Source organism: Mesorhizobium sp. M1088 (assembly GCF_040318575.1).
Taxonomy (GTDB): Bacteria; Pseudomonadota; Alphaproteobacteria; order Rhizobiales; family Rhizobiaceae; genus Mesorhizobium.
The window spans coordinates 170,781-191,772 of sequence record NZ_JAMYMO010000006.1; the positions used below are offsets into that span (position 1 = coordinate 170,781).

The 20,992-nt window shown below is 63.2% G+C and carries 23 protein-coding genes; 7 read left to right on the plus strand and 16 right to left on the minus strand.

The window, feature by feature from the left end; all coding sequences use genetic code 11:
* Nucleotides 1-13: 13 nt before the first annotated feature.
* The 3 genes from NKH49_RS10405 to NKH49_RS10415 form a co-directional block, all read right to left on the minus strand.
* Complete coding sequence (locus tag NKH49_RS10405; protein WP_352614719.1) at nucleotides 14-913, minus strand: Do family serine endopeptidase; 900 nt, start codon at nucleotides 911-913, stop codon at nucleotides 14-16.
* 113 nt (nucleotides 914-1,026) lie between these two features.
* Nucleotides 1,027-1,467 carry a hypothetical protein gene (locus tag NKH49_RS10410; RefSeq protein WP_352473549.1) on the minus strand — a complete coding sequence of 147 codons (441 nt, stop codon included), beginning with the start codon at nucleotides 1,465-1,467 and terminating at the stop codon, nucleotides 1,027-1,029.
* 33 nt (nucleotides 1,468-1,500) lie between these two features.
* Complete coding sequence (locus NKH49_RS10415; protein WP_352614715.1) at nucleotides 1,501-1,890, minus strand: hypothetical protein; 390 nt, start codon at nucleotides 1,888-1,890, stop codon at nucleotides 1,501-1,503.
* A gap of 761 nt (nucleotides 1,891-2,651) precedes the next feature.
* Here NKH49_RS10415 and NKH49_RS10420 point away from each other — a divergent pair.
* Nucleotides 2,652-3,053, plus strand: a complete 402-nt coding sequence (locus NKH49_RS10420; RefSeq protein WP_352614713.1) for a hypothetical protein — start codon at nucleotides 2,652-2,654, stop codon at nucleotides 3,051-3,053.
* Between the two features lie 139 nt (nucleotides 3,054-3,192).
* Here the strand turns inward: NKH49_RS10420 and NKH49_RS10425 are convergent, their stop codons facing one another.
* The 8 genes from NKH49_RS10425 to NKH49_RS10460 all read right to left on the minus strand — a co-directional run bounded on the left by NKH49_RS10425 (nucleotide 3,193) and on the right by NKH49_RS10460 (nucleotide 13,190).
* Nucleotides 3,193-4,833, minus strand: a complete 1,641-nt coding sequence (locus NKH49_RS10425) for an ABC transporter substrate-binding protein (protein ID WP_352614711.1) — start codon at nucleotides 4,831-4,833, stop codon at nucleotides 3,193-3,195.
* Nucleotides 4,834-5,154: 321 nt separating this feature from the next.
* Entirely contained in the window at nucleotides 5,155-6,147 is a 993-nt protein-coding gene (locus NKH49_RS10430) for an alpha/beta hydrolase (RefSeq protein WP_352614709.1), read from the minus strand.
* A 16-nt stretch (nucleotides 6,148-6,163) separates the two neighbouring features.
* Entirely contained in the window at nucleotides 6,164-6,841 is a 678-nt protein-coding gene (locus NKH49_RS10435) for an isochorismatase family protein (protein WP_352926015.1), read from the minus strand.
* 20 nt (nucleotides 6,842-6,861) lie between these two features.
* On the minus strand, nucleotides 6,862-8,166 hold the full coding sequence (locus tag NKH49_RS10440; protein ID WP_352458178.1) for a M24 family metallopeptidase: 1,305 nt from the start codon (nucleotides 8,164-8,166) through the stop codon (nucleotides 6,862-6,864).
* A gap of 530 nt (nucleotides 8,167-8,696) precedes the next feature.
* Nucleotides 8,697-9,674, minus strand: a complete 978-nt coding sequence (locus tag NKH49_RS10445) for a GlxA family transcriptional regulator (RefSeq protein ID WP_352458590.1) — start codon at nucleotides 9,672-9,674, stop codon at nucleotides 8,697-8,699.
* Between the two features lie 327 nt (nucleotides 9,675-10,001).
* The gene (locus tag NKH49_RS10450) at nucleotides 10,002-11,183 is read right to left on the minus strand and encodes a cystathionine gamma-synthase (protein ID WP_352458589.1); all 1,182 of its coding nucleotides are present in this window, start codon (nucleotides 11,181-11,183) and stop codon (nucleotides 10,002-10,004) included.
* Nucleotides 11,180-12,604, minus strand: a complete 1,425-nt coding sequence (locus NKH49_RS10455; RefSeq protein WP_352614706.1) for a pyridoxal-phosphate dependent enzyme — start codon at nucleotides 12,602-12,604, stop codon at nucleotides 11,180-11,182. Before NKH49_RS10455 ends, NKH49_RS10450 begins: the two co-directional genes overlap by 4 nt.
* 187 nt (nucleotides 12,605-12,791) lie before the next feature.
* Entirely contained in the window at nucleotides 12,792-13,190 is a 399-nt protein-coding gene (locus tag NKH49_RS10460; protein ID WP_352614704.1) for a RidA family protein, read from the minus strand.
* A gap of 157 nt (nucleotides 13,191-13,347) precedes the next feature.
* Here NKH49_RS10460 and NKH49_RS10465 point away from each other — a divergent pair, with 157 nt between their 5' ends.
* Both NKH49_RS10465 and NKH49_RS10470 read left to right on the plus strand, forming a co-directional pair.
* The gene (locus NKH49_RS10465; RefSeq protein ID WP_352458586.1) at nucleotides 13,348-13,677 is read left to right on the plus strand and encodes a hypothetical protein; all 330 of its coding nucleotides are present in this window, start codon (nucleotides 13,348-13,350) and stop codon (nucleotides 13,675-13,677) included.
* Nucleotides 13,674-14,321, plus strand: coding sequence for a cysteine hydrolase family protein (locus tag NKH49_RS10470; RefSeq protein ID WP_352614702.1), 648 nt, complete (start codon nucleotides 13,674-13,676; stop codon nucleotides 14,319-14,321). Before NKH49_RS10465 ends, NKH49_RS10470 begins: the two co-directional genes overlap by 4 nt.
* Before the next feature lie 80 nt (nucleotides 14,322-14,401).
* Here NKH49_RS10470 and NKH49_RS10475 read toward each other — a convergent pair whose 3' ends face one another.
* The 4 genes from NKH49_RS10475 to NKH49_RS10490 form a co-directional block, all read right to left on the minus strand.
* Nucleotides 14,402-14,755: a winged helix-turn-helix transcriptional regulator gene (locus tag NKH49_RS10475; RefSeq protein ID WP_352614700.1), complete on the minus strand. Its 354-nt coding sequence runs from the start codon at nucleotides 14,753-14,755 to the stop codon at nucleotides 14,402-14,404.
* Nucleotides 14,756-15,083: 328 nt separating this feature from the next.
* Complete coding sequence (locus NKH49_RS10480) at nucleotides 15,084-16,430, minus strand: FAD/NAD(P)-binding protein (RefSeq protein WP_352473976.1); 1,347 nt, start codon at nucleotides 16,428-16,430, stop codon at nucleotides 15,084-15,086.
* A 49-nt stretch (nucleotides 16,431-16,479) separates the two neighbouring features.
* Nucleotides 16,480-16,932 carry an RrF2 family transcriptional regulator gene (locus NKH49_RS10485; protein WP_023675902.1) on the minus strand — a complete coding sequence of 151 codons (453 nt, stop codon included), beginning with the start codon at nucleotides 16,930-16,932 and terminating at the stop codon, nucleotides 16,480-16,482.
* 147 nt (nucleotides 16,933-17,079) lie between these two features.
* The gene (locus NKH49_RS10490; protein ID WP_352458582.1) at nucleotides 17,080-17,271 is read right to left on the minus strand and encodes a hypothetical protein; all 192 of its coding nucleotides are present in this window, start codon (nucleotides 17,269-17,271) and stop codon (nucleotides 17,080-17,082) included.
* A gap of 339 nt (nucleotides 17,272-17,610) precedes the next feature.
* On the opposite strand from NKH49_RS10490, the gene tauA reads away from it, so the two are divergent.
* The 4 genes from tauA to NKH49_RS10510 all read left to right on the plus strand — a co-directional run bounded on the left by tauA (nucleotide 17,611) and on the right by NKH49_RS10510 (nucleotide 20,574).
* Nucleotides 17,611-18,624, plus strand: coding sequence for a taurine ABC transporter substrate-binding protein (tauA, locus tag NKH49_RS10495; protein WP_352614697.1), 1,014 nt, complete (start codon nucleotides 17,611-17,613; stop codon nucleotides 18,622-18,624).
* A 108-nt stretch (nucleotides 18,625-18,732) separates the two neighbouring features.
* Nucleotides 18,733-19,506: a taurine ABC transporter ATP-binding protein gene (locus NKH49_RS10500; RefSeq protein ID WP_352542817.1), complete on the plus strand. Its 774-nt coding sequence runs from the start codon at nucleotides 18,733-18,735 to the stop codon at nucleotides 19,504-19,506.
* Nucleotides 19,503-20,366 (plus strand): ABC transporter permease subunit, encoded by an 864-nt coding sequence (locus tag NKH49_RS10505; RefSeq protein ID WP_352614695.1) that lies wholly within the window; start codon nucleotides 19,503-19,505, stop codon nucleotides 20,364-20,366. Before NKH49_RS10500 ends, NKH49_RS10505 begins: the two co-directional genes overlap by 4 nt.
* Before the next feature lie 19 nt (nucleotides 20,367-20,385).
* A complete protein-coding gene (locus NKH49_RS10510) occupies nucleotides 20,386-20,574 on the plus strand; it encodes a hypothetical protein (protein WP_352473982.1) in 189 nt (62 codons plus the stop codon).
* 59 nt (nucleotides 20,575-20,633) lie between these two features.
* On the opposite strand, the gene NKH49_RS10515 is transcribed toward NKH49_RS10510, so the two are convergent.
* Entirely contained in the window at nucleotides 20,634-20,819 is a 186-nt protein-coding gene (locus NKH49_RS10515) for a hypothetical protein (RefSeq protein WP_352473983.1), read from the minus strand.
* Nucleotides 20,820-20,992 lie beyond the last annotated feature (173 nt).

The following is a 20,992-nucleotide window of genomic DNA, read 5'->3' on the forward strand; positions in this document are numbered from 1 at the left end:
GCCCGGTCGGCTGCTAGTTGGCATCGTCGTCGGTACTGTCATCCGTCGCATCGTCATCCGAGCTGTTGTCGTCAGTGTCGGTGTTGTTGTCGCCATCACCACCGTCCGTTGGGTCTGCATCGTCATTCTGATCGCTCGAATCGTCCTGATCGTCGGAACTTTTGTTGTCAGTGCTGTCATCCGACGCATCGTTATCCGTACTATCGTCGTCAGTGTCGTCGTTCTGATCGCTCGGATCGTCCTGATCATCGGAACTTTTGTCATCGGCATCGGGAGGAGACGTTTCTGCGTCCTGACTGGCGTCCCCAGGCTGCGAGTCGTCCCCGCGATAGCTTGTGTCATTGAGGCCCGTCTCCATCTCCTCGTCATACTCATCGACGATCTGCGTCCATTCCTCTCGATTGTCGACGCTCGTCCATTGGGAGATATTGTTGACCGAGATGTTGGTGTTGAAGTTGTTGACGGTGATGTTGGTGTTGACCTCGACGACGTCTGTGACTTCTGTCCCGCGGTTCACGCCAAACAGGAAACTGGTGGCACTCGCGGCAAGGGCGGCCCAAACGAACCTATCGACATCGCGCGGCGTCGAAATCGGCTGATGCCGCACTGTGGCAAGCACGTCACCCGGTCGGATGCCTCGCCGCGCGGCAACACCGTGGGGTGCAACGGCCAGGACATACACGCCGCGAAGCTTGGGCGGGATCTGGTAGCGGTGCCGAGAGGCGTGATTGATCGGTATCAGAACCGCGTTAAGAGCCCGGGAAACATAGGGTTTCGGCAGATCATATTTGCTGGCATACGCAACATTGATCGTGTGCGGGACAGCTACACTCACAACAGCCGTCATTTTCACTGAAGTTGCCAATGCACGGGCGAGCTGCATTATCAGTCTGGATTTTCGAACGGTTTGCATTTTGCACATCCTGCAGCTGATGATTGGAGTCGATCTCAGAGCCCCGGCGCCCCGGAGCGCTCACCAATCATTCTCCCCCTGCACCAACGGTCAGCGGCAATTTCCAGCGATCATCACCGTCGTTCCGTAACTTCCTCGGCAAAACACTTTGCCAGGTCTTGCGGCGCTCCGAGCTTCTTCGCCCAGGATACCAGTTCAGGTTTTTCCGACGGCTCGGCATAGCCGCCCCACACGTCGCGAAACTGCTTCTTTCCGTCGACTGTCTGGAAGAACATCACGCCGTCGTCGCTCACCGGCGTGGAGACGTAGGCGGCGCTCCAGCTGCCGCTCTCCATGATCGTGAAGAACTTTGCCTGAGCGGGCTTGAACTTATTGGTCATCGCCGAGACGACGAGAGGGGCATATTCCTGCTTGCGCGCCTTCGTCACTTCGACCTTTATACCGTCACAGGCGTTATTCGCAGCGAAAGCGGACGTCAGCGCCATTCCCAACCCCGCAAGGCCGACCATAACGATTTTGGCATGTCGCCGGACCAGGCCGCTGAATTCAGACATGATTGGCTTCCTCCTTGTTCGCCCCCGAGTCCGTTAATCGGAATCGTCATCGTCGGATGAATTGTCATCGTCCGGTGTATCGACCTCGCAGCCGATGCCGCGGCAGCCTTGGTAGTTGCCTTGCGTATCGAAGTTGGGATTGCCTTCTCTGTCGTACTGCGGTCTGTCGTCGATACTTTGATCCCCGTCATCAGGATCGTCGACTTTACATCCGAGCCCATGGCAGCCGATGTAACGGCCCCTGGTATCGAAGTTGGGATTGCCGTTCCTGTCGAACTGCGGCCGATAGTCAATCTGTCGGCCACCTTTATGGGGCCGATCAGCCAGGCAGCCCTTTCCGCGACAACCGCCGTAGTCGTCGGTGGTACAACCGGCGATCGCCATCAAAGCAGTGGCCAAGGTCGCATAGATTACGAATTTCATGATTCATTCCTCCGACTGGCTGGCGGCGGACATCGTCCATATCGGAAGGCCATTGCAGGCGGCGATCCCCGCTTTTGCCGCGAAGGCTGGCGCCAATCGGAGGAGGGCAAAGCTTCGCCGGCCATCAAACGAGAGCCAGGCTGTGGGCGATGCATTCGACGACTTAGCCGACGGTTGCCGTAGTCTCTTGCGTCGGGTCGAACGCTCCCGGCCGGGGCCGCCGCATTAGCGAGTGTCAATATTCCTCTCCATGCTTAGTGCCCCGTCCGCCCAAGCATGTTTCAACGATCCGCTGACGCGGCTGTGCTTCCAAGAAATGCATCCAAGTCAGCCTATGACAAGGACAAATCCCAATATCGCAGGATTGAATTTTGCAAATGCTTAATAATTCGGAATCAGCACGGGCTATCTTAGCAGATACTGAAATGTGACCAGCAGCAAGATTCCGGAATGCTTCCTTAGGTTTGTTCTCATTAAGCCGAGTTAGTACAAGCAATATTCTATGCTGTTGTGAATTTTGCGCCAGCTCTACAAAAAGGGCGCGACGAACCCACCCCAATCGCGATCTATTGTGGTATTTTTTCGAACCCAGCCAACCCTTGCGAGGGCCGAAAGAAACGTGCCCTTTGCCCGACTTTTCAACGCTGCGGAGTGCCAAATAGAGGCACAGTGGGGGCGGCACATCCCACAAAAGCTCGCAGAGGCGGCTGCGGCCGACCGGATGCGGCGCCAGCGCCAGATAGGCGAGCAGCGCACACAGCTTGCGCGATTTTGGGAGCCGGCTGATCGACCAGAACATCGCGCAAGGGCATTATCTCGGCGCGCTGATCGCGGCCGAACCGGCACTCGAACTGGTAGCGCCGGTGAGCATCAACATCGTGTGCTTTCGCTACCGCGCGGACGGACTGGGCGGGGAGCGCCTGAAAGCGCTCAATACCGAGATCATGCTGAGGCTGCAGGAAGAAGGCATCGCCGCCATTTCCGACACGACGGTGCATGGCCAGCATAGCCTCAGGGTGGCGATCAACAACCACCGCACCCGGCGCGACGATCTGGACCTGCTGGTGCGGGAGACCGTGCGGCTTGGACTGGAGATTTCAAGGCCTGGCGTGGCTCTTCCTTCTCCCCTTGTGGGAGAAGGTGGACGCGAAGCGGCCCGATGAGGGGTGTTCCAGCTTGATACTGACGGCACTCCGTCCGCACCCCTCAACCGTCTTGGCGCTGCGCGCCAATCCACCTTCTCCCACAAGGGGAGAAGGAAGAAAGAGCGGCGCTGGCCCCGACAATTGGTCGTCTGCAAGGCTACGCCTCGAGCCAGACCTTCTCGAAATGCTGCTCGAGCGATTGGTGCTGCTCGCAGCCATGCACGCCCTTGCGGTAGGTGCGGTAGACCGAGCGCCAGTAGGGCTGGATGATGATGCCGGAATCGCGCAGATTCTGTTCGATCTTGGCCATGAGCTCCTTGCGGGCGCCGGGATCGGGCATCGCCAGCGCCTTGTCGAGCAGACTGTCGAATTCCGGATCGGCGTAGGCGGTCTCGTTCCACGCGGCGCCAGACTTATAAGCGAGCGCCAGCACCTGGACGCCGAGCGGCCGGCCGAGCCACTCCGTGCAGGAGAAAGGATATTTGCTCCAGTCGTTCCAGAAGGTCGCGGCCGGCAGCACGGTGCGCTTGATCTTCAGCCCGGCCTCGCGCATCTGCGCAGCGATGGCGTCGCCGGAGCTCTTCTGCCAGTCCACGTCGACCGAGATGAGTTCGTATTCGTGGTCGGCCTTGCCGGCCTCGGCGAGCAGGGCCTTGGCTTGATCAATGTTGCGGACGGCCGGGCCGATATCGGCATATTCGGGATGCATCGGCCCGACATGATGGTTCTCGGCAGGCTTGCCGCGGTTGTCCATGCCGATCTTCAGCACGGCGGCGTTGTCGACGGCGAGCTGGGCGGCGCGGCGCACCTTGATGTCGTCATAGGGCGGATTGCCGATATTGAACCGCGCGACGATGGTCGAGCCGGTGGCGATTTCCGAATTGCTCAGGCCCATGGAGTCGGTCTGCGCAACCGTGTCGGAGGCGGTTTCGTGATCGGTGTCGATCTCGCCCGATTCGAAGGCCGACAGCATCGCATTGGGGTCGGAGCCGTAGTCCACCCATTTGATGCCGTCGAGGTAGAACTCGCCCTTCCACCATGGCTTGTCTTTGCGGCGGACTTCGGCGCCGACCTCGGCGTCCCATGCCACGAGTTCGCAAGGCCCGGTGGTGATCGCCAATGCCTTCAGCGGATCGCCGTCGCCTTCATAGCTGCGGTGCATGATCAGCGCCGGGTAGTCGGCCATGCCGGCGATCAGCGAAATGTCGGGCTTCGGCAAATTGAGCCGCACGGTGACGTCGTCGACGCGCTCGATGCCGCCGTCGACGGGCTTCTTGGTATCGGCGTTGACCAGTGCGCCCATGCGCGCGGCGACTGAATTGCCGGCGACGGACGCATCACACCAGCGCGTCAGATTGTGGATCACGTCGTCGGCGTTGAAGGTGTCGCCGTTCGACCAGGTGATGCCCTTGCGGACATGCAGCGTCAGGACGCGGGCGTCGTCGCTGGTCTCCCAGCTCTCGAGCAGCCATGGCTCGAAGGTGAAGTCGCGCTTCCAGCGCACCAAATATTCGTTGCACTGGCGGGCGACGTTGGACATCTCGACGCCGTCGAAGGTGCGCGGATCCTTCCAGCCCTTGACGTTCATGGCAACGCGCAAGACGCCGCCGCGCTTCGCCTCCTCGGCCCTGGCCGGTGACGGAGCAAGCCCGCCAAGCGCCAGCGCGCCGGCAGCGCTGATACCGAGCGCAGCCATGGTGGCGAGATATTCGCGGCGGTTCATCTGGCCTTTCTTGAAGCCATCGGCGACGGGCTCGGCCTGCGGATGCAGTTTTCGATCGGTCAGCATGAACTTCATTGTCGTCATTCCCCTGTTGTTGGGCACCTCTGCCGATCGCCAAACGCGGGGGACGGATGCGATCGCCGGAGCGCCATTGCCTCGGGGATGATAGGGCGAGCGCCCGTGCGGGAGTGTTCGGACTTCCGCAGTTCTTGTGCGCTGTTCCGCAAGCGGAAGGTCCCCCTCACCCGGATCGCCAACCGAATTGCGAAGGGCAGTTCGGGGCAATCCGACCTCGCCCCCGGGGGGAGAGGAGGTCGCCTGCGTTGATGCCAGCCTCTTCTCCCCAGCGGGGAGAAGGTGGACGCGAAGCGGCCGGATGAGGGGGCCTTCGCAACCTCAGTAAGGCCAGTCGCCTTTGCCGAGCGCGGCGATTGCCGCAATGATGCGGGCGAAGGCTTCACCGGCGCGCGGAACGGTTTTGCGGGCGCGCAGGAAACTGTGCACCAGACGCGGCTCCTCGCGCCACCAGGCGCGGCCGCCGGCGGCGAGGATGCAGTCGCGATAGGCCTCGCCGTCGGAGGACAGCGGATCGCACTCGGCCGTGATGATGAAGGTCGGCGGCAGGCCGGAGAAATTGCTGCCTCGGAGCGGCGAAAAGGTCGGATCGTCGGGCGACTGTGCCTTGGCGGAGCGCACGTTGCGATAGAATTCGATATCGCGCAACGTCAGCAGCGGCGCTTCGGCGTGCTCGACACAGGAGCCGGCGCTCTCTTTGCCAACTGGTTCCGGGCCGCCGAGCTCGGGATAGATCAGCACCTGGCCGATCGCATGGCGAGGATGGCGGTGTGTCGCCAGTGCCACCGCAGCGGCCAGATTGCCGCCGGCGCTTTCGCCGCAGAGCACTATCGGCAGGCCGGCCGTCGCCGTCGCCCATTCGAATACGGCCAGCGCATCGTCGAAGGCGGCTGGATGCAGATGCTCGGGCGCCAGCCGGTAATCGGCGGACAGCACGGCAAAGCCGGTGCCGGCGCATATCTCGGCGCAGATGTCGTCATGGCTGTCGAGCCCGCCAAGGACGAAGCCGCCGCCGTGATAATAGACAACCATCGCCTGCGGCGCCGTGCCCGCCATCTGGTAACGTCGGACCGGGATCGCACGGTCGCCGGCAGGAACCGCGCTGTCGCTGGCCTTGACACCAGGTGGATAGGGCTCGCGAAACGTCCGGCACATGGCATTATAGACCGCCCGCTGCCTGTCGATCGGCATGTAGACGATTTCGGGCGGATACCACTCGTTGACCCGATCGATATAGGCCCACAGCTCCGGATCGAGCAGCGTCTGGTATTTTCCGCGCCCTCTCGTTCCGGGTCGCTCGGCCTCGGTGATCATCGCTGCGCGATCCCGCTCAGAGTTCGGCGTAGAGCCGGGCAGCATTTTCATAGCTAAAGCGCAGCGGCACCGAGCCCTCGACCTGCCAGGCTTCGACCGTCTCGCCTGTCAGCAGCCGGCAGGCGCCGTCGGTGGTGGTGACGGCACCGCCATAGAGCCGGTTGGCAAGGTTGAGGATGGCCGTCTGGTGCATCGCCGTGCTGCCACTGCCGCAGGCATCCTTGACCAGCAGCACTCGAAACCCGAGCGCCACCGCATCCTTGACGGTGGCATCGATGCAGGCCTCGGTCCAGACGCCGGCAACGACCAGCCACTCGATGCCATCGGCCTTCAACCGTTCGGCGGCAGGCCCCGCGCGGAAGGCGCTGGCATCGGTCTTGACCAGCATCATCTCGCCTGGCGCCGGGCCTACTTCCGCGCAGATGGCAGTCAGCGGATCGTCCTTGTCGGAAAATGCCGACTTGCCGCTGGCCTCGACCGGGTGGAACGGCCGCGCCGTGGCGAGATCGACGATATAGGCCCAGTGATACAAAGGCACATGATTGGCTCGTGCTGCTGTCTGCAGCCGCTGGACGTTGGCGAGGATATCGCCATAGCCTTCGACCAGATAGCGCTTGTCCCGCCGATGCTCCTCCTGGAGATCGATGAACACCGCCGCCACCTTGCTGCGCTTGATCGAGATCGGGCTTTTCATGCAAAACTGCCTGTCAGCACTCAAACCTGCCTGTCAAGGAACTCGTCCTCATAAGGGAAGCGCGACAGAAGCTCGGTGCCGGTCTCGGTGATCAGGATCTCGTCCTCCAGCTTGACGCCCTCACGGCCGCCCTTCTCGCCGATATAGCTTTCGACGCTGACCACCATGCCGGGCACGATGACACCGTCGCGGCCATAGGTCTCGTAGTCCATGGCATGCGCGATGAACGGCGTCTCGCCATGCATGCCGACGCCGTGCATGACCGAGGTATAGCGCTGGTCGACGAAGCGGTCCGGTATCTTCCAGGCCTTTTCGGCAATCTCGCGAAATGCCATGCCCGGCTTGACGACCCCGATATTGTGCTGAACCTGGTCGTGCGCCATCTTGTAGAGCGACTTCTGGTAATCCGTCGGCCTGCCCGGGCCGCAGCGGAAGGTACGCGAGAAATCCGAATAATAGCCGTAGCAGCCGATCGTGTCGGTATCGAGCGCCAAGAGTTCGCCCGGCCTGATCTTGCGGCCGCTCGCCTCGTTGAACCACGGATTGGTGCGCTGGCCCGAGGTCAGCAGCCGGGTTTCGATGAACTCGCCGCCTTGCCGGATCACCTCGCCATACATGATGGCGAACAGGTCGTTTTCGGAAACGCCGGGCTTGATCGCCTCGCGCACGGCATAGACGGCGGCCTCGGCGCCAGCCATCGACACCTGCAGGCATTTTACTTCCTCGGGCGTCTTGACCGCGCGCACCGCCAAAATCTCGCCCTGGCAATCCCGCACCTCGCAGCCGCGCTTTTCCAGCGCCAGTGCCTGCAGATGGCTGCAGCGGTCAAGGCCGAGCTTCATCGAGCCGCCGCCATGCGCCTTGAGCAATTCGGCGATCTCATCGGCGAACGGGCCGGCGGTCTCGTCGTCGCGGCCTGACACCGATGACCAGACCAGCTTGGACGGACGCGCCTCGTCGATCGTGTCGAGCACCATCGAGACATGGTAGCTCTGCGGATATTCGAACAACACGATCGGCCCTTCGGTGGGGATGAAGAAGTAGCGCGTCGAGTTGCGCAGGAAATAGCCGAACATGTTGCGCGAGCCGGTGGCGTAGCGCTGGTTGTAGGGGTCGAACAAAACGACGCCGCCATAGCCGGCCTCGCGCATCCAGGCGCGCAGCCTGGCCAGCCGGCCCTTGCGCAGCGCGTCGGCGTCGATGAAGGACGGCTCGGTGTCCGACAGCCACATGCCGCCGGCCGGATCCGCCGCCGCCGGATGGCGCATGCGATCCCTAAAGTCGACATCCTCGGTGCTGTCGGGGTCAAAAACGACGATGCTCATGGGTGCCTCCTGGAAGCGGCGAGGATGGGCCATGCGCCGCGTAGAGGCTGTGCGAGATACCGCAGATGTTGTGCGAAATACCGCTTGAAGTCGTTCCGTAGCGTTCTACGGCGCCCCCCTCTGTCCTGCCGGACATCCCCCCTCAAGGGGCAGGGCAATCGCATTTGGATTCTTACGAAGATGGACCCCCACCCTAACCCTCCCCACAAGGGGGAGGGAACGCTGCCGCCCGCCCTTACTTCCCCTTTTGGCGCCGAAAGGCAGGCAATTTGCCGAGGTCAGCGCCAACGGGAGTCTCCCTCCCCCTTGTGGGGAGGGGTTAGGGGTGGGGGTACGTCGTAGAGCGAAAGCCTCGGCTTTCCATCTGCGATAGCCCTGCCTCAAGGGGGGAGATCGGCTCGTCATCGCCGCTTTCGTGAATTTCCACCGTCGCAGGAGGAGCGGAGCATCGAAGCTGCCAATCTCCCCCCTTGAGGGGGAGATGCCCGGTAGGGCAGAGGGGGGCGCTGTCCCGCCAACATCCGAAATACCTAATGCCTCCGCATCACCTTCGGCGCATGGCCATGCTCCTCCCGAAACGCCCGCGCAAAACTCGACATCGAGGCGAAGCCGCAGGCCAGCGCCACGTCGCGCACCATCAGCGTCGAATGCGCCAGGAGGTCGGCGGCACGCTTCAGCCGCAGGCGGCGGTAATAGCCGTTGGGCGAGATACTGAGTTCGGAGCGGAAATTGCGTTCGAGCTTATCGGAGGAGATACCAAGTCGCCCCGCCAGTTCCGCCATGCCGAGCCGCTCCTCCACCGCATCCTCCATGATGGCGATGGCCGACAGCACCAGTTCGTTCTGCACGCCGGTCCGCAGCCTGAGCGGCATCAGCTTGCGGTCGACGCTGGAGCGTAGCGGGCTGTGCACAAACCATTCGGCGACGCCGGCGGCCAGTTCGGCGCCATAATCGCCGGTGATGATCTCCAGCATCATGTCGAGGCTGCCGACGCCACCGGCCGAAGTGAAGCGCTTGCGGTCGATGACATAGAGATCGCGCCTCAGCTCGATGTCCGGAAACGCTTCGGTGAAGGCAGCCTGGCTGGTCCAGTGCAAGGTGCAGGCATGACCGTCGAGCAGGCCGGCCCGAGCCAGGAAGAAGGCGGCATCCGCCACCGCGCCGATATGGGCACCGCCGCGCAGGCTTTTGCGGATCCAGCTCACGGCATCCTCGGCGACGAGATGATCGGCGTCACCGCCTGAGCAGACGACGATGCGATCGACCTTCGGCGCGTCATGAGCGGAAAAGCCGGGCTGAATGACGACGCCATTCGAGGCCTCGACGGGGCCTTCGGCGGCGCCGACGATGATCCAGCGGTACCAGTCCCGCTTGGCCAGCACGTTCGCCGCGCGCAGCGGCTCGATCACCGAGCTGAACGCCATCATCGGAAAGCCTGGGAAGACCAGGATGGCGAAGGTGAGCGGGGTATCGCTTGCCGTCGGTTGGTTGCGTTGTCGGTTGTTCATAGCTTCCGGAGCCAGGCAGCAAGGTGGATCAGGAAGCTACAATTCTGCCAGATGGCGCCAAGGTCAACGGAATAGAATGTAAGACACATGGATATGGATGCAGAATAAGCGCCGCTCGTTCGCGATCCTTCACGCCCCCTCTGTCCTGCCGGACATCTCCCCCACAAGCGGGGAGATCGGCAGCTTCGCCGTCCCGTGCGTGTTTCAGCGTTGGAGGTTGGCGAAAGCGCAAGATGACGGCCAAATTCCCCCCTCGTGGCCGAGATGCCCGGTAGGGCAGAGGGTGGCACTGTCCTGCCGACGTCTCGCAGGTTCTTGTTGGCGGGCTCAGCTCGCCAGCGCCTGATCCAGATCCGCGATCAGATCGTCGCCATCCTCGATCCCGGCCGACAGCCTTACCAGCGAATCCGAAATCCCGATCTCGGCGCGTTTTTTCGCCGGGATCGAGCCGTGCGTCATCAGCGCCGGGTGCTCGATCAGGCTTTCGACGCCGCCGAGGCTTTCGGCCAGCGTGAACAGTTGCGTATGTTCGAGGAAGCGTTTGGTGCCGGCGAGGTCGCGGTCGAGCTCGACCGTGATCATGCCGCCGAAGGCGTGCATCTGCCGCCTGGCGATGGCGTGCTGCGGGTGGCTGGGCAGGCCGGGATAGATGACACGGCGGATGTCGGGACGGCTTTCCAGCCAGTGCGCGATCTTCTGGCCGTTCGACGAATGACGCTCCATCCTCAGCGCCAGCGTCTTCAGTCCGCGCAGCGCCAGGAAACTGTCGAACGGCCCGGAAATGGCGCCGATGGCGTTCTGCAGAAATTTCAGCCGGTCAGCGAGATCCTTGTTGTCGCCGACCACGGCGACGCCGCCGACCATGTCGGAATGGCCGTTGAGGTATTTTGTCGTCGAATGGACCACGATGTCGATGCCGAGCTCCAGCGGCCGCTGCAGATAGGGGCTGCAGAAAGTGTTGTCGGCGACTGAGAGCACGCCTTTGCGCCTGGCAAGTGCTGCGACGCCTTCGAGGTCGACGACACGCAGGAGCGGGTTGGTCGGCGTCTCGACCCAGAGCATTTTGGTTTCCGGGCGGATCGCCGCCTCGACCGCGGCAAGATCGGTGAAGTCAACGAAGTCGACCTGGAGGTTGGCGGAGCGCTTGCGCACCCGCTCGAGCAGCCGAAACGTGCCGCCATAGATGTCGTCGGTGGCGACGATGTGGGCGCCGGAATCGAGCAGTTCGAAAATAGTGGCGATCGCTGCCAGCCCCGAAGCGAAGGCGAAGGCGGCTGTGCCGCTTTCGAGATCGGCCACAGCGCGTTCGAAGGCGAAGCGGGTCGGGTTCTGGCTGCGGGCATATTCAAAGCCCTTGTGCACGCCCGGGCTCTGCTGACCGTAGGTCGAAGTGGCATAGATCGGTACCATCACCGCGCCCGTCGTCGGGTCGTGGCTCTGGCCGCCATGGATGGTGCGCGTCGAAAAGGCGAGGCGGTTTTTGCCCGATACGGTGGCTTTGACGGTCATCGGGCGCGCCTCAGATGGTTGATCAGGTCGATGCGTGTTATCAGCCCGATGAATTCGTCGCCGTCGAAGACGATGGCGACCTCGTTGCGATCAAACACCGGCAGCAACGCGTCCAGCGTCTGGCTGGCTTGCAGCGTGTGCAGGGTAGAGGTCATGGCCGTACTGACCGGAGCCTTGAAGCGGTCCCAGCGGCTGTCATAGGGGCCTTCGACCTTGGCGAGGATATCGCTTTCGTCGATGATGCCGACGAGCTTGCCCTCGTCCAGCACCGGCAGCTGCGAAACGTCCGAGCGGCGCATGCGGCCATAGGCGTTGAGCAGGCTTTCGTCCGGACCGACATACACGGTGTCACCGGTGCGGTGCGAACGCATCACCAGATCGCGCAAATCGCCATGCTGCTCCTGCTCGGCAAGGCCCTGCTCGGCCAGCCAGAAGTCGTCGAACACTTTCGACAGATACTTGTTGCCGCTGTCGCAGACGAAGGTGACGACGCGCTTCGGCATGGTCTGCTCGCGGCAATAGCGGAGCGCTGCCGAAAGCAGCGTGCCGGACGACGAGCCGGCGAGGATGCCTTCCTTCGAAAGCAGGTCGCGCACCGCCAGCATGCTCTGCTTGTCGGGGATGGAATAGGCCTTCCTGACCAGCGACAGATCGGCATTGGGCGGGACGAAATCCTCGCCGATGCCTTCGACGGTCCAGCTCCCGGCCTCTATCATCTTGCCGGTCTTGATCAACGGCGCCAGCACCGAGCCGACCGGATCGGCCAAAATCATCTCGGTCTTCGGCGAAACCTTTGCGAAATAGCGGCCAAGCCCGGTCAGCGTGCCGCCGGAGCCGACACCGACGACAACCGCATCTACGTCGCCTTCGAGCTGTTGGAAGATTTCCGGTCCGGTCGTGGTTTCATGAGCCAGCGGATTGGCCGGATTGGCAAACTGGTTGGCATAGAAGGCGCCGGGCAGCTCGGCGGCGATCTTTTCGGCCATGTCCTGATAATATTCGGCATGACCCTTGCCGACATCGGAACGCGTCATCCGCACCTCCGCGCCGAGCGCCCGCAAATGCTGGATCTTTTCGCGCGACATCTTGTCGGGGACGACCAGGATGATGCGGTAGCCCTTGGGAATGCCGACCTGAGCGAGACCAAGACCGGTGTTGCCGGCGGTCGCCTCCACAATCGTCCCGCCGCGCTTCAGTTTGCCCTGTTTTTCGGCGGCGGCAATCATCGACAGCGCGATGCGGTCCTTGATCGAGCCGCCGGGATTCTGGCTTTCGAGCTTGATGAACAGCCGGCACTTGCCGATGTCGAATTTGGTCAGCTCGACGACCGGCGTCTGCCCGATCAGGTCGAGAACCGAGGCATAGGGCGGGCGCAGGCGGGACGATGCATCGTCCGGTGCCACGATCTTGTGCTTGCTCATGTCAGATGCTCCGTTGCCAGAATGAGCAACCGCCCTGGAAGACGGCAACCTACCGTCTTTTCCAGCCGTTTGCAGTTGGAAAGAAGATAGATCGTGCCAATCCGGCCGCCAGCAGGGGAATGGAATTTCGCGAAAGCTTCGTCGGCCTGCAGGCAGGGGCAAAAGATTTGCAGAACCCGCTTAGGGTTCAGGCGATCGCGGCCTGAGCTTCGATCTCGATCAGAAAATCCGGATTGCCGAGGCCGGCGACGCGCAGCACCTTGATGATCGGCGGCGCGCCACGGTTTGCCCAGAACGCCATCCAGGCGCCGAAGGCCGGCCCTATGTCCAGGTCGCCGGCGATATAGACCGAGAGGCTGACGAGGTCTTCAGGCTTTGCCCCACCGGCTTCCAGCACCTTTGCCAGGTTGGAAAGCGCCTGAGCGGTCTGCGCAGGGAGATCGTCCCTGGCGACGATCCGGCCTTGCGCGTCGACGCCATTCTGGCCGCCGACCAGCACGATGCGCGCGGATGCCGGCAGCGACACGCCTTGTGAATAGGCCGGATTGCTGTGCATGCCCTCGGGGTTCAGCCTTTCGATGGTCACCGCACTTTTTCCTCCTCTTCAGCAAAAATTATCCCGCGGCCGCCCATAGGATCAACGGCAATCGTGCGGGCGTTTCAACGCACCATCTCGTTCGTTGCGGCCGCCGATTCGGCCATGCTACCCGGCGCTGGGCGAACAGCAATACAAGGAACGGCCGATGAAGATTCTTGCCTATGACAATTTCAAGCCCGGCGTCACGCTCGACGATTTGCGGCCTTATCTGCGCGACGAAGTGTCGAATGTCTGGCGGCTCTGGAAGGCGGGGATCGTGCGCGAGAATTATGCGCGCGCCGATATTGGCGGCGTCATCATCGTCTTCGAGCTCGACAGCGTCGCGGAAGCGCGGCGCTACACCGAGGACTTCCCGCTGTCCAAGGCCGGGCTGCTAGAATGGCACTTCATCGCCTTCGACGCGCCATTGCCGCTGGAATTCCTGTTCGATCCGACGGTCGATATCGCCAAGCCATGGGACCGGACTGCGGCATGATCCGGTCGAGCGACGGGATCGAAATCCCGGCCAGCCTGGCTGAGTGGTGCGATCCGCGCCGCACGGCGCTGGTGGTCTACGACATGCAGGTCGGCATCTGCCGGCAGGTGGCCGGCGCCGCGACCATCGTCGAGCGTACCGGCACGGTGCTGGAAGCGGCGCGCGGGGCCGGAATGCGGGTGGCGTTCACGCGCCACCTGTCGCTGCCGCGCAAATGGATGGGCGCGACGCAGCTGCGCACCGCCATGGCCTGGCAGCGGCGCGACAGCCCCGACACGGTCGAGCCGTGGTTCCCGCGCGACGCCGAAGCGACGCGGATCGTGCCCGAGCTGGACCCCCGCGCGGACGAGGCGGTATTCGACAAGCTCACGATGTCGGCCTTCGATTCCACCGCGCTCGGCTTTGCCTTGCGCGATTGCGGCGTGCGCACGATAGCGCTCGCTGGCATCGCCATGGAGATCGGCATCGAGCCGACCGTTCGCCAGGCGACCGACAATGGCTTTGTCTCCGTGGTAATCGAGGATGCCTGTGGCTTCGGCAACCGCGAAGCGCGCGACCGCTCGATGGCGACGCTACGCTTCCTCGGCGAAGCCGTCGTCACCAACGTCGCAAGCTTCTGCAGCGCCCTTGCCGGCGCGGGTTGAGGGCAATCGGCTTGCTGGAGCCATTCACGGTTTCACGCAATTGCGGACGGAAAACCGCTCCGCGCTTTCCCGGAATTGATCTAGGTGGTGGCTACGCTGTCGGTGCGAAAGCGCACGCCTTCGGCGCGACCGTGCACGCTGCCCCAGTCGTAGAGCGCCTGGAGCGCGGCGGCGAGATCTTCACCGCGCCCGGTCAAGGCGTAGCGCCCCTTGCCGTCGGGCGACGTCTGGAGCGTGACGAAGCCGATCTCGACAAGCTCGGCCAGGCGCTGCGTCAGCATCTTGTCCGAGAGTGAGGGAATCAGCCGGCGCAGGTCGGAATAGCGCATCGGCTGTTCCTTGATGCGCGCCAGGATCACCGTCTTCCATTTGCCCCCGAGCGCGTCGAGCGCGAACTCGACCGGACAGCCGTAGAGTCTTCCGCGTTGGGTCATGCGCCATGGTAGGCAAGGCACGGTGACGACGAAAGCAGAATTTGCCCGGCCATCTGGCCAGGGTCGCGGCTCACGGCCTCGCCGACTACAAAATCCATGGAGGAGAACGAAGACGAGCGTGCGCGACATCAATCCGGTCGATGCGAGACGGCCGAAACGTGTGGCGTCATCGCCTGGCTGTCTCGACCACCACAGGCTGCTGGTCGGCTCTGGTGGAGCGAGCTCCCGCACCCTGGTTCGCCTTCACCGAACGCGGCTATGCGGTCGAGATCTTTTCACCCGGCGACAGCGGTCTTGCATCCGAGATCGCGTCAAGACAGAGGCGGCCTCATCCGAGCAAGCGCTTGCTCAGCCGCGCGCACTGCACGCGAATATCGGGAATGGCGTCGATTTCGAAGAAGGTGCCGCGCGTCAGTGGACCGACGGCGAGGATATTGGCGAATACCGTGCCGTCGCCGGCGATGACCTCGCAGTTCGCGGTCACGTCGAGGCCGAGGCGCAGCGGATCCGGCCGTGCCAGCCCACGCTCGACCAGCGACCGCACCACGCTGTTCGAGGTGGTCGAGATGTCCCTGGCGATGCCTGTGCAATCATAGATGCGGGTGACGTCGAACCTTTCGAGCTGCTGCGTGTGGCGCGACTGGACCTGTAGGCTGAAGCCGTCGCCGGCGGCGATCTCGACGACGCGGCCGGCGACAAGGCGGATGCGGCCCGCTTGCACCGCCTCGGCAACGCGGGCGTAGACTTCCGGCGCCATGCGATGGCGGTGGATGTCCCACCAGGCCTTGGTGTGCTCGACGAAGCGGCGCTTGGCCGAGGACGGCCAGTTCTGCCAGATCTTCTGGTTGAAGGGTCTCAGACCGTCGACGACGTCGCGCCAGTCGATGCCGGCCTTCTGGTTTTCCCGGATCAGGTCGCGGAACCAGCCGACGAAATAGGAAAGCTGGGTGCCGAGCGGAATGTCGGCAACGTCGAGCTTGATCGGATTGCCCTTGCGATGCGGCGAAGGCAGCAGGCCGCGCCGCGACACCGCGACGATCGCGCCGCGGTGGCCGCGCTGCTCGAGCGACAGGAAGGCATCGACCATGCTCAAGCCGGTGCCCAGCACCAGGACTCGGGCTTCGGGGTCGAGCGCAGTGTCCGCCTCGGATCCCATCCTGATCGCATGCCCCTGCCCCGCCCCCGGCTCTTCGTCGTGGCCGGTGGCGAGCACGGCAAGATGCGCAACCACGCTGGTGCCGTTGGCCAGCGCCACTTCGACGCCTGACGCGGTCGGCGAGATCGACAGGCTCTCCTCGCGGATCAAGCGCAGCCGGCCCGTCTGCTGCTCACGCGCCTCGAGCTCGTCGAGCAACTCCTTGAGATAGCGGGCGTAGACGCTGCGCGGCGCATAGACCGGCGCCTGTTCCGGCGTTGCCAGGCCGCGTTCAAGCAGCCAGCGCGAGAAATTGCCGGGATCGTCGGCATAGGCGCTCATGCCCGACGCGCTGACATTCAGCACATGCGCCGACAGCAGCGTTGAATAGGCCATGCCTTGCCCAAAATGCGGGCGTTTTTCGATCAGGCTGACACGTAGATCGGGATTGGGCGACTTCAGCAGATGAGCGGCAAGCACGACACCGCTGGCGCCGCCGCCGACAATGATGATCGAACTTGGCGTAGCGCGCCCGGTCATGCGCACACCAGCTGTCCTGGCGATCGTCGCCGGCTCAGGAGAGATTGGTTCAGGCCTGGATTTTCAACGCCGCCGAAAAATCCTCGTCGCCGGCGATGTCGCGCATTTCCGCGAGGCTGCGCTGATCCAGCACCTCGGCGATGGCCTGCCGGACCTCCAGCATCAGGTGTCGGACTTGGCATGTCGCCTCGTTGCAGTCTTCGCAGCGCTGATACTGGGTGCGGCTGGCGCAAGGAATGGGGGCAAGCGGCCCGTCGAGCACGCGCACGACGTGGCCGACCTTGATCTCGTCCGCCGGGCGTGCCAGCCGGTAGCCGCCTTCCTTGCCCTTGCGGCTCTGAACGAAACCGGCATTGCGCAATTCGCCAAGGATGGCATCGAGGAACTTCTTCGGAATATTGTTTCCTGTGGCGATGTCGTTGACGAAGGCGAGCTGTCCAACCGGCAGGCGCGCCAGATGGACGAGCGCCTTGAGGCCGTATTTACCTTTTTTCGTGAGCATAACCCGCACGTTTCTCTGTCATGCGATGGCGCAAGGCCACCGGTTGCGAAACGCCTGGCGTGCCTCCCCGCCGCGTCCAAGCTGTCACTACAGATAAATTCTAGTGACATGATATACAAGCCGAGAAACGTTGATTTTGCTTCGTTTTCACGCCGCAATGGCCATTTTGGCCGGGGCTTGTGCTCTTGCGAGCACAGGAGCCACCGCGAATGACACACCGGCAAACTGGCCGGCGGCAGGAATGTCCCGATCGGCGAGAATACCAACAGCAGCTTCTGCCCCTGAATTTGAAGGCCAAAGCATGCCGCGCGCGGCAACAAGGAGGGTGGCGTCGCTCATCGTCCTCTCCAATCCTTCAATGTCGATAAGGATACTAGACTTAACCGCGAACACAGGGAACTTGTTTCCAATTTCTTGGCTATCCACAGTATGGATTTGCCGATGCAGGGGCGAAAACGGGAAAATCCTTGTTGCGCGCAAGGACGACGTGGAAGAGGTTCCCGGGCAAGGACGATGGTTCTCACCCGAGCCGTCACCCAGAAGCGCGCGAACTGCCATAGCCAGATGACTTTTTCTAACAAGACCGCACCGATTGGAAGGATTTAACTCTACAAGAACGATAGAGTTAGATGACTATGAAACGCAATCCGGGTTTTCCTCGTTTCCAAGGAGCGTTTCATGTCCACCATTTCGCGACGTATCGTTCTCTTGTCCTCGGCGGCCTTGGCTGGCGCCGCCTTTCTCGGCCCAGCCGATGCGCAGGACCTCAAGATCACTATCGGCTACCAGACGGTCGTCGAGCCCTCGAAGGTGCCGCAGGCCGACGGCGCCTATGAGAGCGCGACCAAGGCGGCAATCGACTGGCGGAAATTCGATTCCGGCGCCGACGTGATCGCCGCCATCGCTTCCGGATCGGTCGACATCGGTTATGTCGGTTCGAGCCCGCTGGCGGCGGCGGCGAGCCGCGAGCTTCCAATCCAGACAATCTTCATTGTCGGGCTGATCGGCGAATCCGAGGCCCTTGTCGCCCGCAACGGCGCCGGCATCGAGAAGGCCGCCGACCTTGCCGGCAGGAAGGTGGCGGTGCCCTTCGTTTCGACGACGCATTACAGCCTGCTTGCCGCGCTGAAGCATGAGGGTGTCGACCCGAAGTCGATCGATATTCTCAATTTGCGGCCACCGGAGATCGCGGCGGCATGGGCGCGCGGCGACATCGACGCCGCCTATGTCTGGGATCCGGCACTCGGCCAGATCAAGACTTCGGGCAAGGTCGTGCTGGATTCCTCGCAGGTCGCCGCCTGGGGCGCGCCGACCTTCGACGCTTGGATCGTGCGCACCGATTTCGCCGAAAGGAACCCGGAAGCGGTGCGCGACTTCGTCAAGGTGACGGGCGCGGCCTATGCCGAGTTCCTGGCCAAGCCGGACGCCTGGTCGGTGACGTCGCCGCAAGCGGCGAAGATCGCCACGATCACCGGGGCCAAGCTGGAGGACGTGCCGCAACTATTGAGGGGCTATGTCTTCCCGACGCTCGAGGAGCAAGCCTCGGACAAGTTCCTCGGTGGCGGCACGGTCAAGGCGGTCGAGGCGACATCGGCCTTCCTCAAGGAGCAGGGCAAGATCGACGCCGTGCTGCCGGATTATTCGGAATACGTGTCGTCGAAATATGTCAGCGAAGCGCTTGCCTCGAACTGACGCCAACGCGCGCGGTTCTCCTTCCCTGACGCCGCGTGCTCCCTGCCCCGAACCGCTTGCGAGGAGCGGCTTCGGGGCAGACAGATTCGGAATATCGGCGAGGTTCCCATGACGCATCTCGTGCTCGACAAGGTCTCGGTCCACTATGACGGTCAGCCGGCGCCGGCGGTCGAAAATGTGTCGATCGATGTCGCCAAGGATGACTTCGTTGTCCTGGTCGGCCGCTCCGGCTGCGGCAAGACCTCGTTGCTCAACGTCGCTGCGGGCCTGGTCGAGCCTGTGCGCGGACGCGCCACGATTGGCGGCCGGCCGATCACGGCGCCAGGCTCTGACCGCGCCGTCGTGTTCCAGAACGACGCGCTGTTTCCGTGGCTGACCGCGCGGGAAAATGTCGCCTTTGCGCTCAGGCTGCGCGGTGTCAGGGCCGCGGAACGGGCGCGGACTGCCGACGACCTTCTGGCGCTGGTGAAACTCGACGGCGCCGGCGACAAGCGCATCTGGGAGCTTTCCGGCGGCATGCGCCAGCGGGTCGGCCTGGCCCGGGCGCTGGCGGCCGAGCCGCAATTCCTGCTGCTCGACGAGCCGCTGGGCGCGCTCGATGCGCTGACACGCGAACGCATGCAGACAACGCTGCTCGATCTGTGGACGGCAAGCCAGGTCGGCGTGCTGATGGTCACGCACGGCATCGAGGAAGCCCTGGTGCTGGCAACCCGTATCATTGTGCTCGCTCCCGGCCCTGGCCGGGTGGTGTGGAGCTTCGAGACCGGCTTCAGCCGGCGCTATGCAGCCGGCGAGGCCATTCGCAGCATCAAGGCCGATCCCGCCTTCGCCGCAGCGCGCGGCGAGCTGACCGACGCGATCTTCGAAGGGGAGGCAGCATGACCGTTACCTCCTATACCGAGCGGCCGCAGCGCAAGGTCGACGACGGAGCCGACGCGCTGTCGGTGCCATGGTCGCGGCCGCGGCGGAAACGCCGCCGCGTTTCGGCCCGCGTGGTTAGCGCGATCACCATTCTGATGATGCTGGCGGCGTGGACGGCATCGGCCCGCCTGCAATTGGTGTCGCCGGTTTTCCTGCCGTCGCCTGTGGCAGTCTGGAACAAATTTGTCGTCGTCGCCCGTGACGGCTTTGTCGACGCAACGCTGCTCCAGCATATCGCCGCCAGCCTGTGGCGGGTGTTTGCGGCGCTGATCGCGGCCGTTTTCGTCGGCGTTCCCATCGGGCTGGCTATCGGCATCAGCACGATCGGGCGCGGCATCTTCGATCCGCTGCTCGAATTCCTGCGGCCGATCCCGCCGCTCGCCTATCTGCCGCTGATCATTATCTGGTTCGGCATTGGCGAGCCGTCCAAGACCCTGGTGATTGCCATTGCCATGCTGGCGCCGGTTGCGCTGTCGACGGCATCGGGTGTTCGCGGCGTCTCGCAGGAGCGCATCAATGCAGCGCGCTCGCTTGGCGCCACGCAGCGCCAGGTGATCAGGCACGTCATCCTGCCCAGCGCGCTGCCCTCGATCCTGACGGGGCTGCGCATCGCGCTTGGCGCCGGCTGGTCGACGCTGGTCGCCGCCGAGCTGGTGGCCGCGACGCGCGGGCTCGGATTCATGATCCAGTCCGCTGCCCAGTTCCTCGTCACCGACGTGGTAGTGATGGGCATACTGGTGATCGCGGCCATTGCCTTCGTGCTCGAATTCATCATCCGCAGGATCGAGTGGGTGCTCGTCCCGTGGGCGGGGCGGGAGTAACCGGACCGGAGACGTGACGATGCCCCATTCCACCGCTGTACTGTTTGCGCATTTCGGCCATTGGCTCCGCCTGATCAAGGCCGGAGACAAACAGCCGCCTGAAGACGAACGCAAAACGCCGACACCGGTGCATCTGGACGCCGAGCGCAACCGCCTGCCGCCGCGCGACGAAAGTTTCTACTGGGGCTGGCAGTACTGGTCGCGGTGAGCGGCCGCCACCGGTCCGTTGTGCGCTGCTCTGAAGGGCGCTTGAGCATGGACGCCTGCTCAACCGCGCGAACGGTTTGCCCAGGCCAGGCCGACCAAGCCAACCAGCGCGGTCACGATGCCGGCATAGAGCCATTGCGACTGGCCGGTCATGAAGCTGCCCTGGACCCAACCGATGCCTTGCAATGACCACAGCACGCCGATGGCGAGCACAATCAAGGCCAGCAGATTTTTGATCAATCTCATCGCTAGAACTCCTCTCCAAGTCGATCATCAGCCGCGTTCCGGCCGAAATGGAACAGCTAAAAGAAGCAACCCAATCACGCCAACTTCTACTTAGATGCTAACCTCTGATCCTGCGCAAGACATGCGGAGATCGGTGGAAAGATCATCAAGGAAGCTGTGCCGCGCTGCGGGAA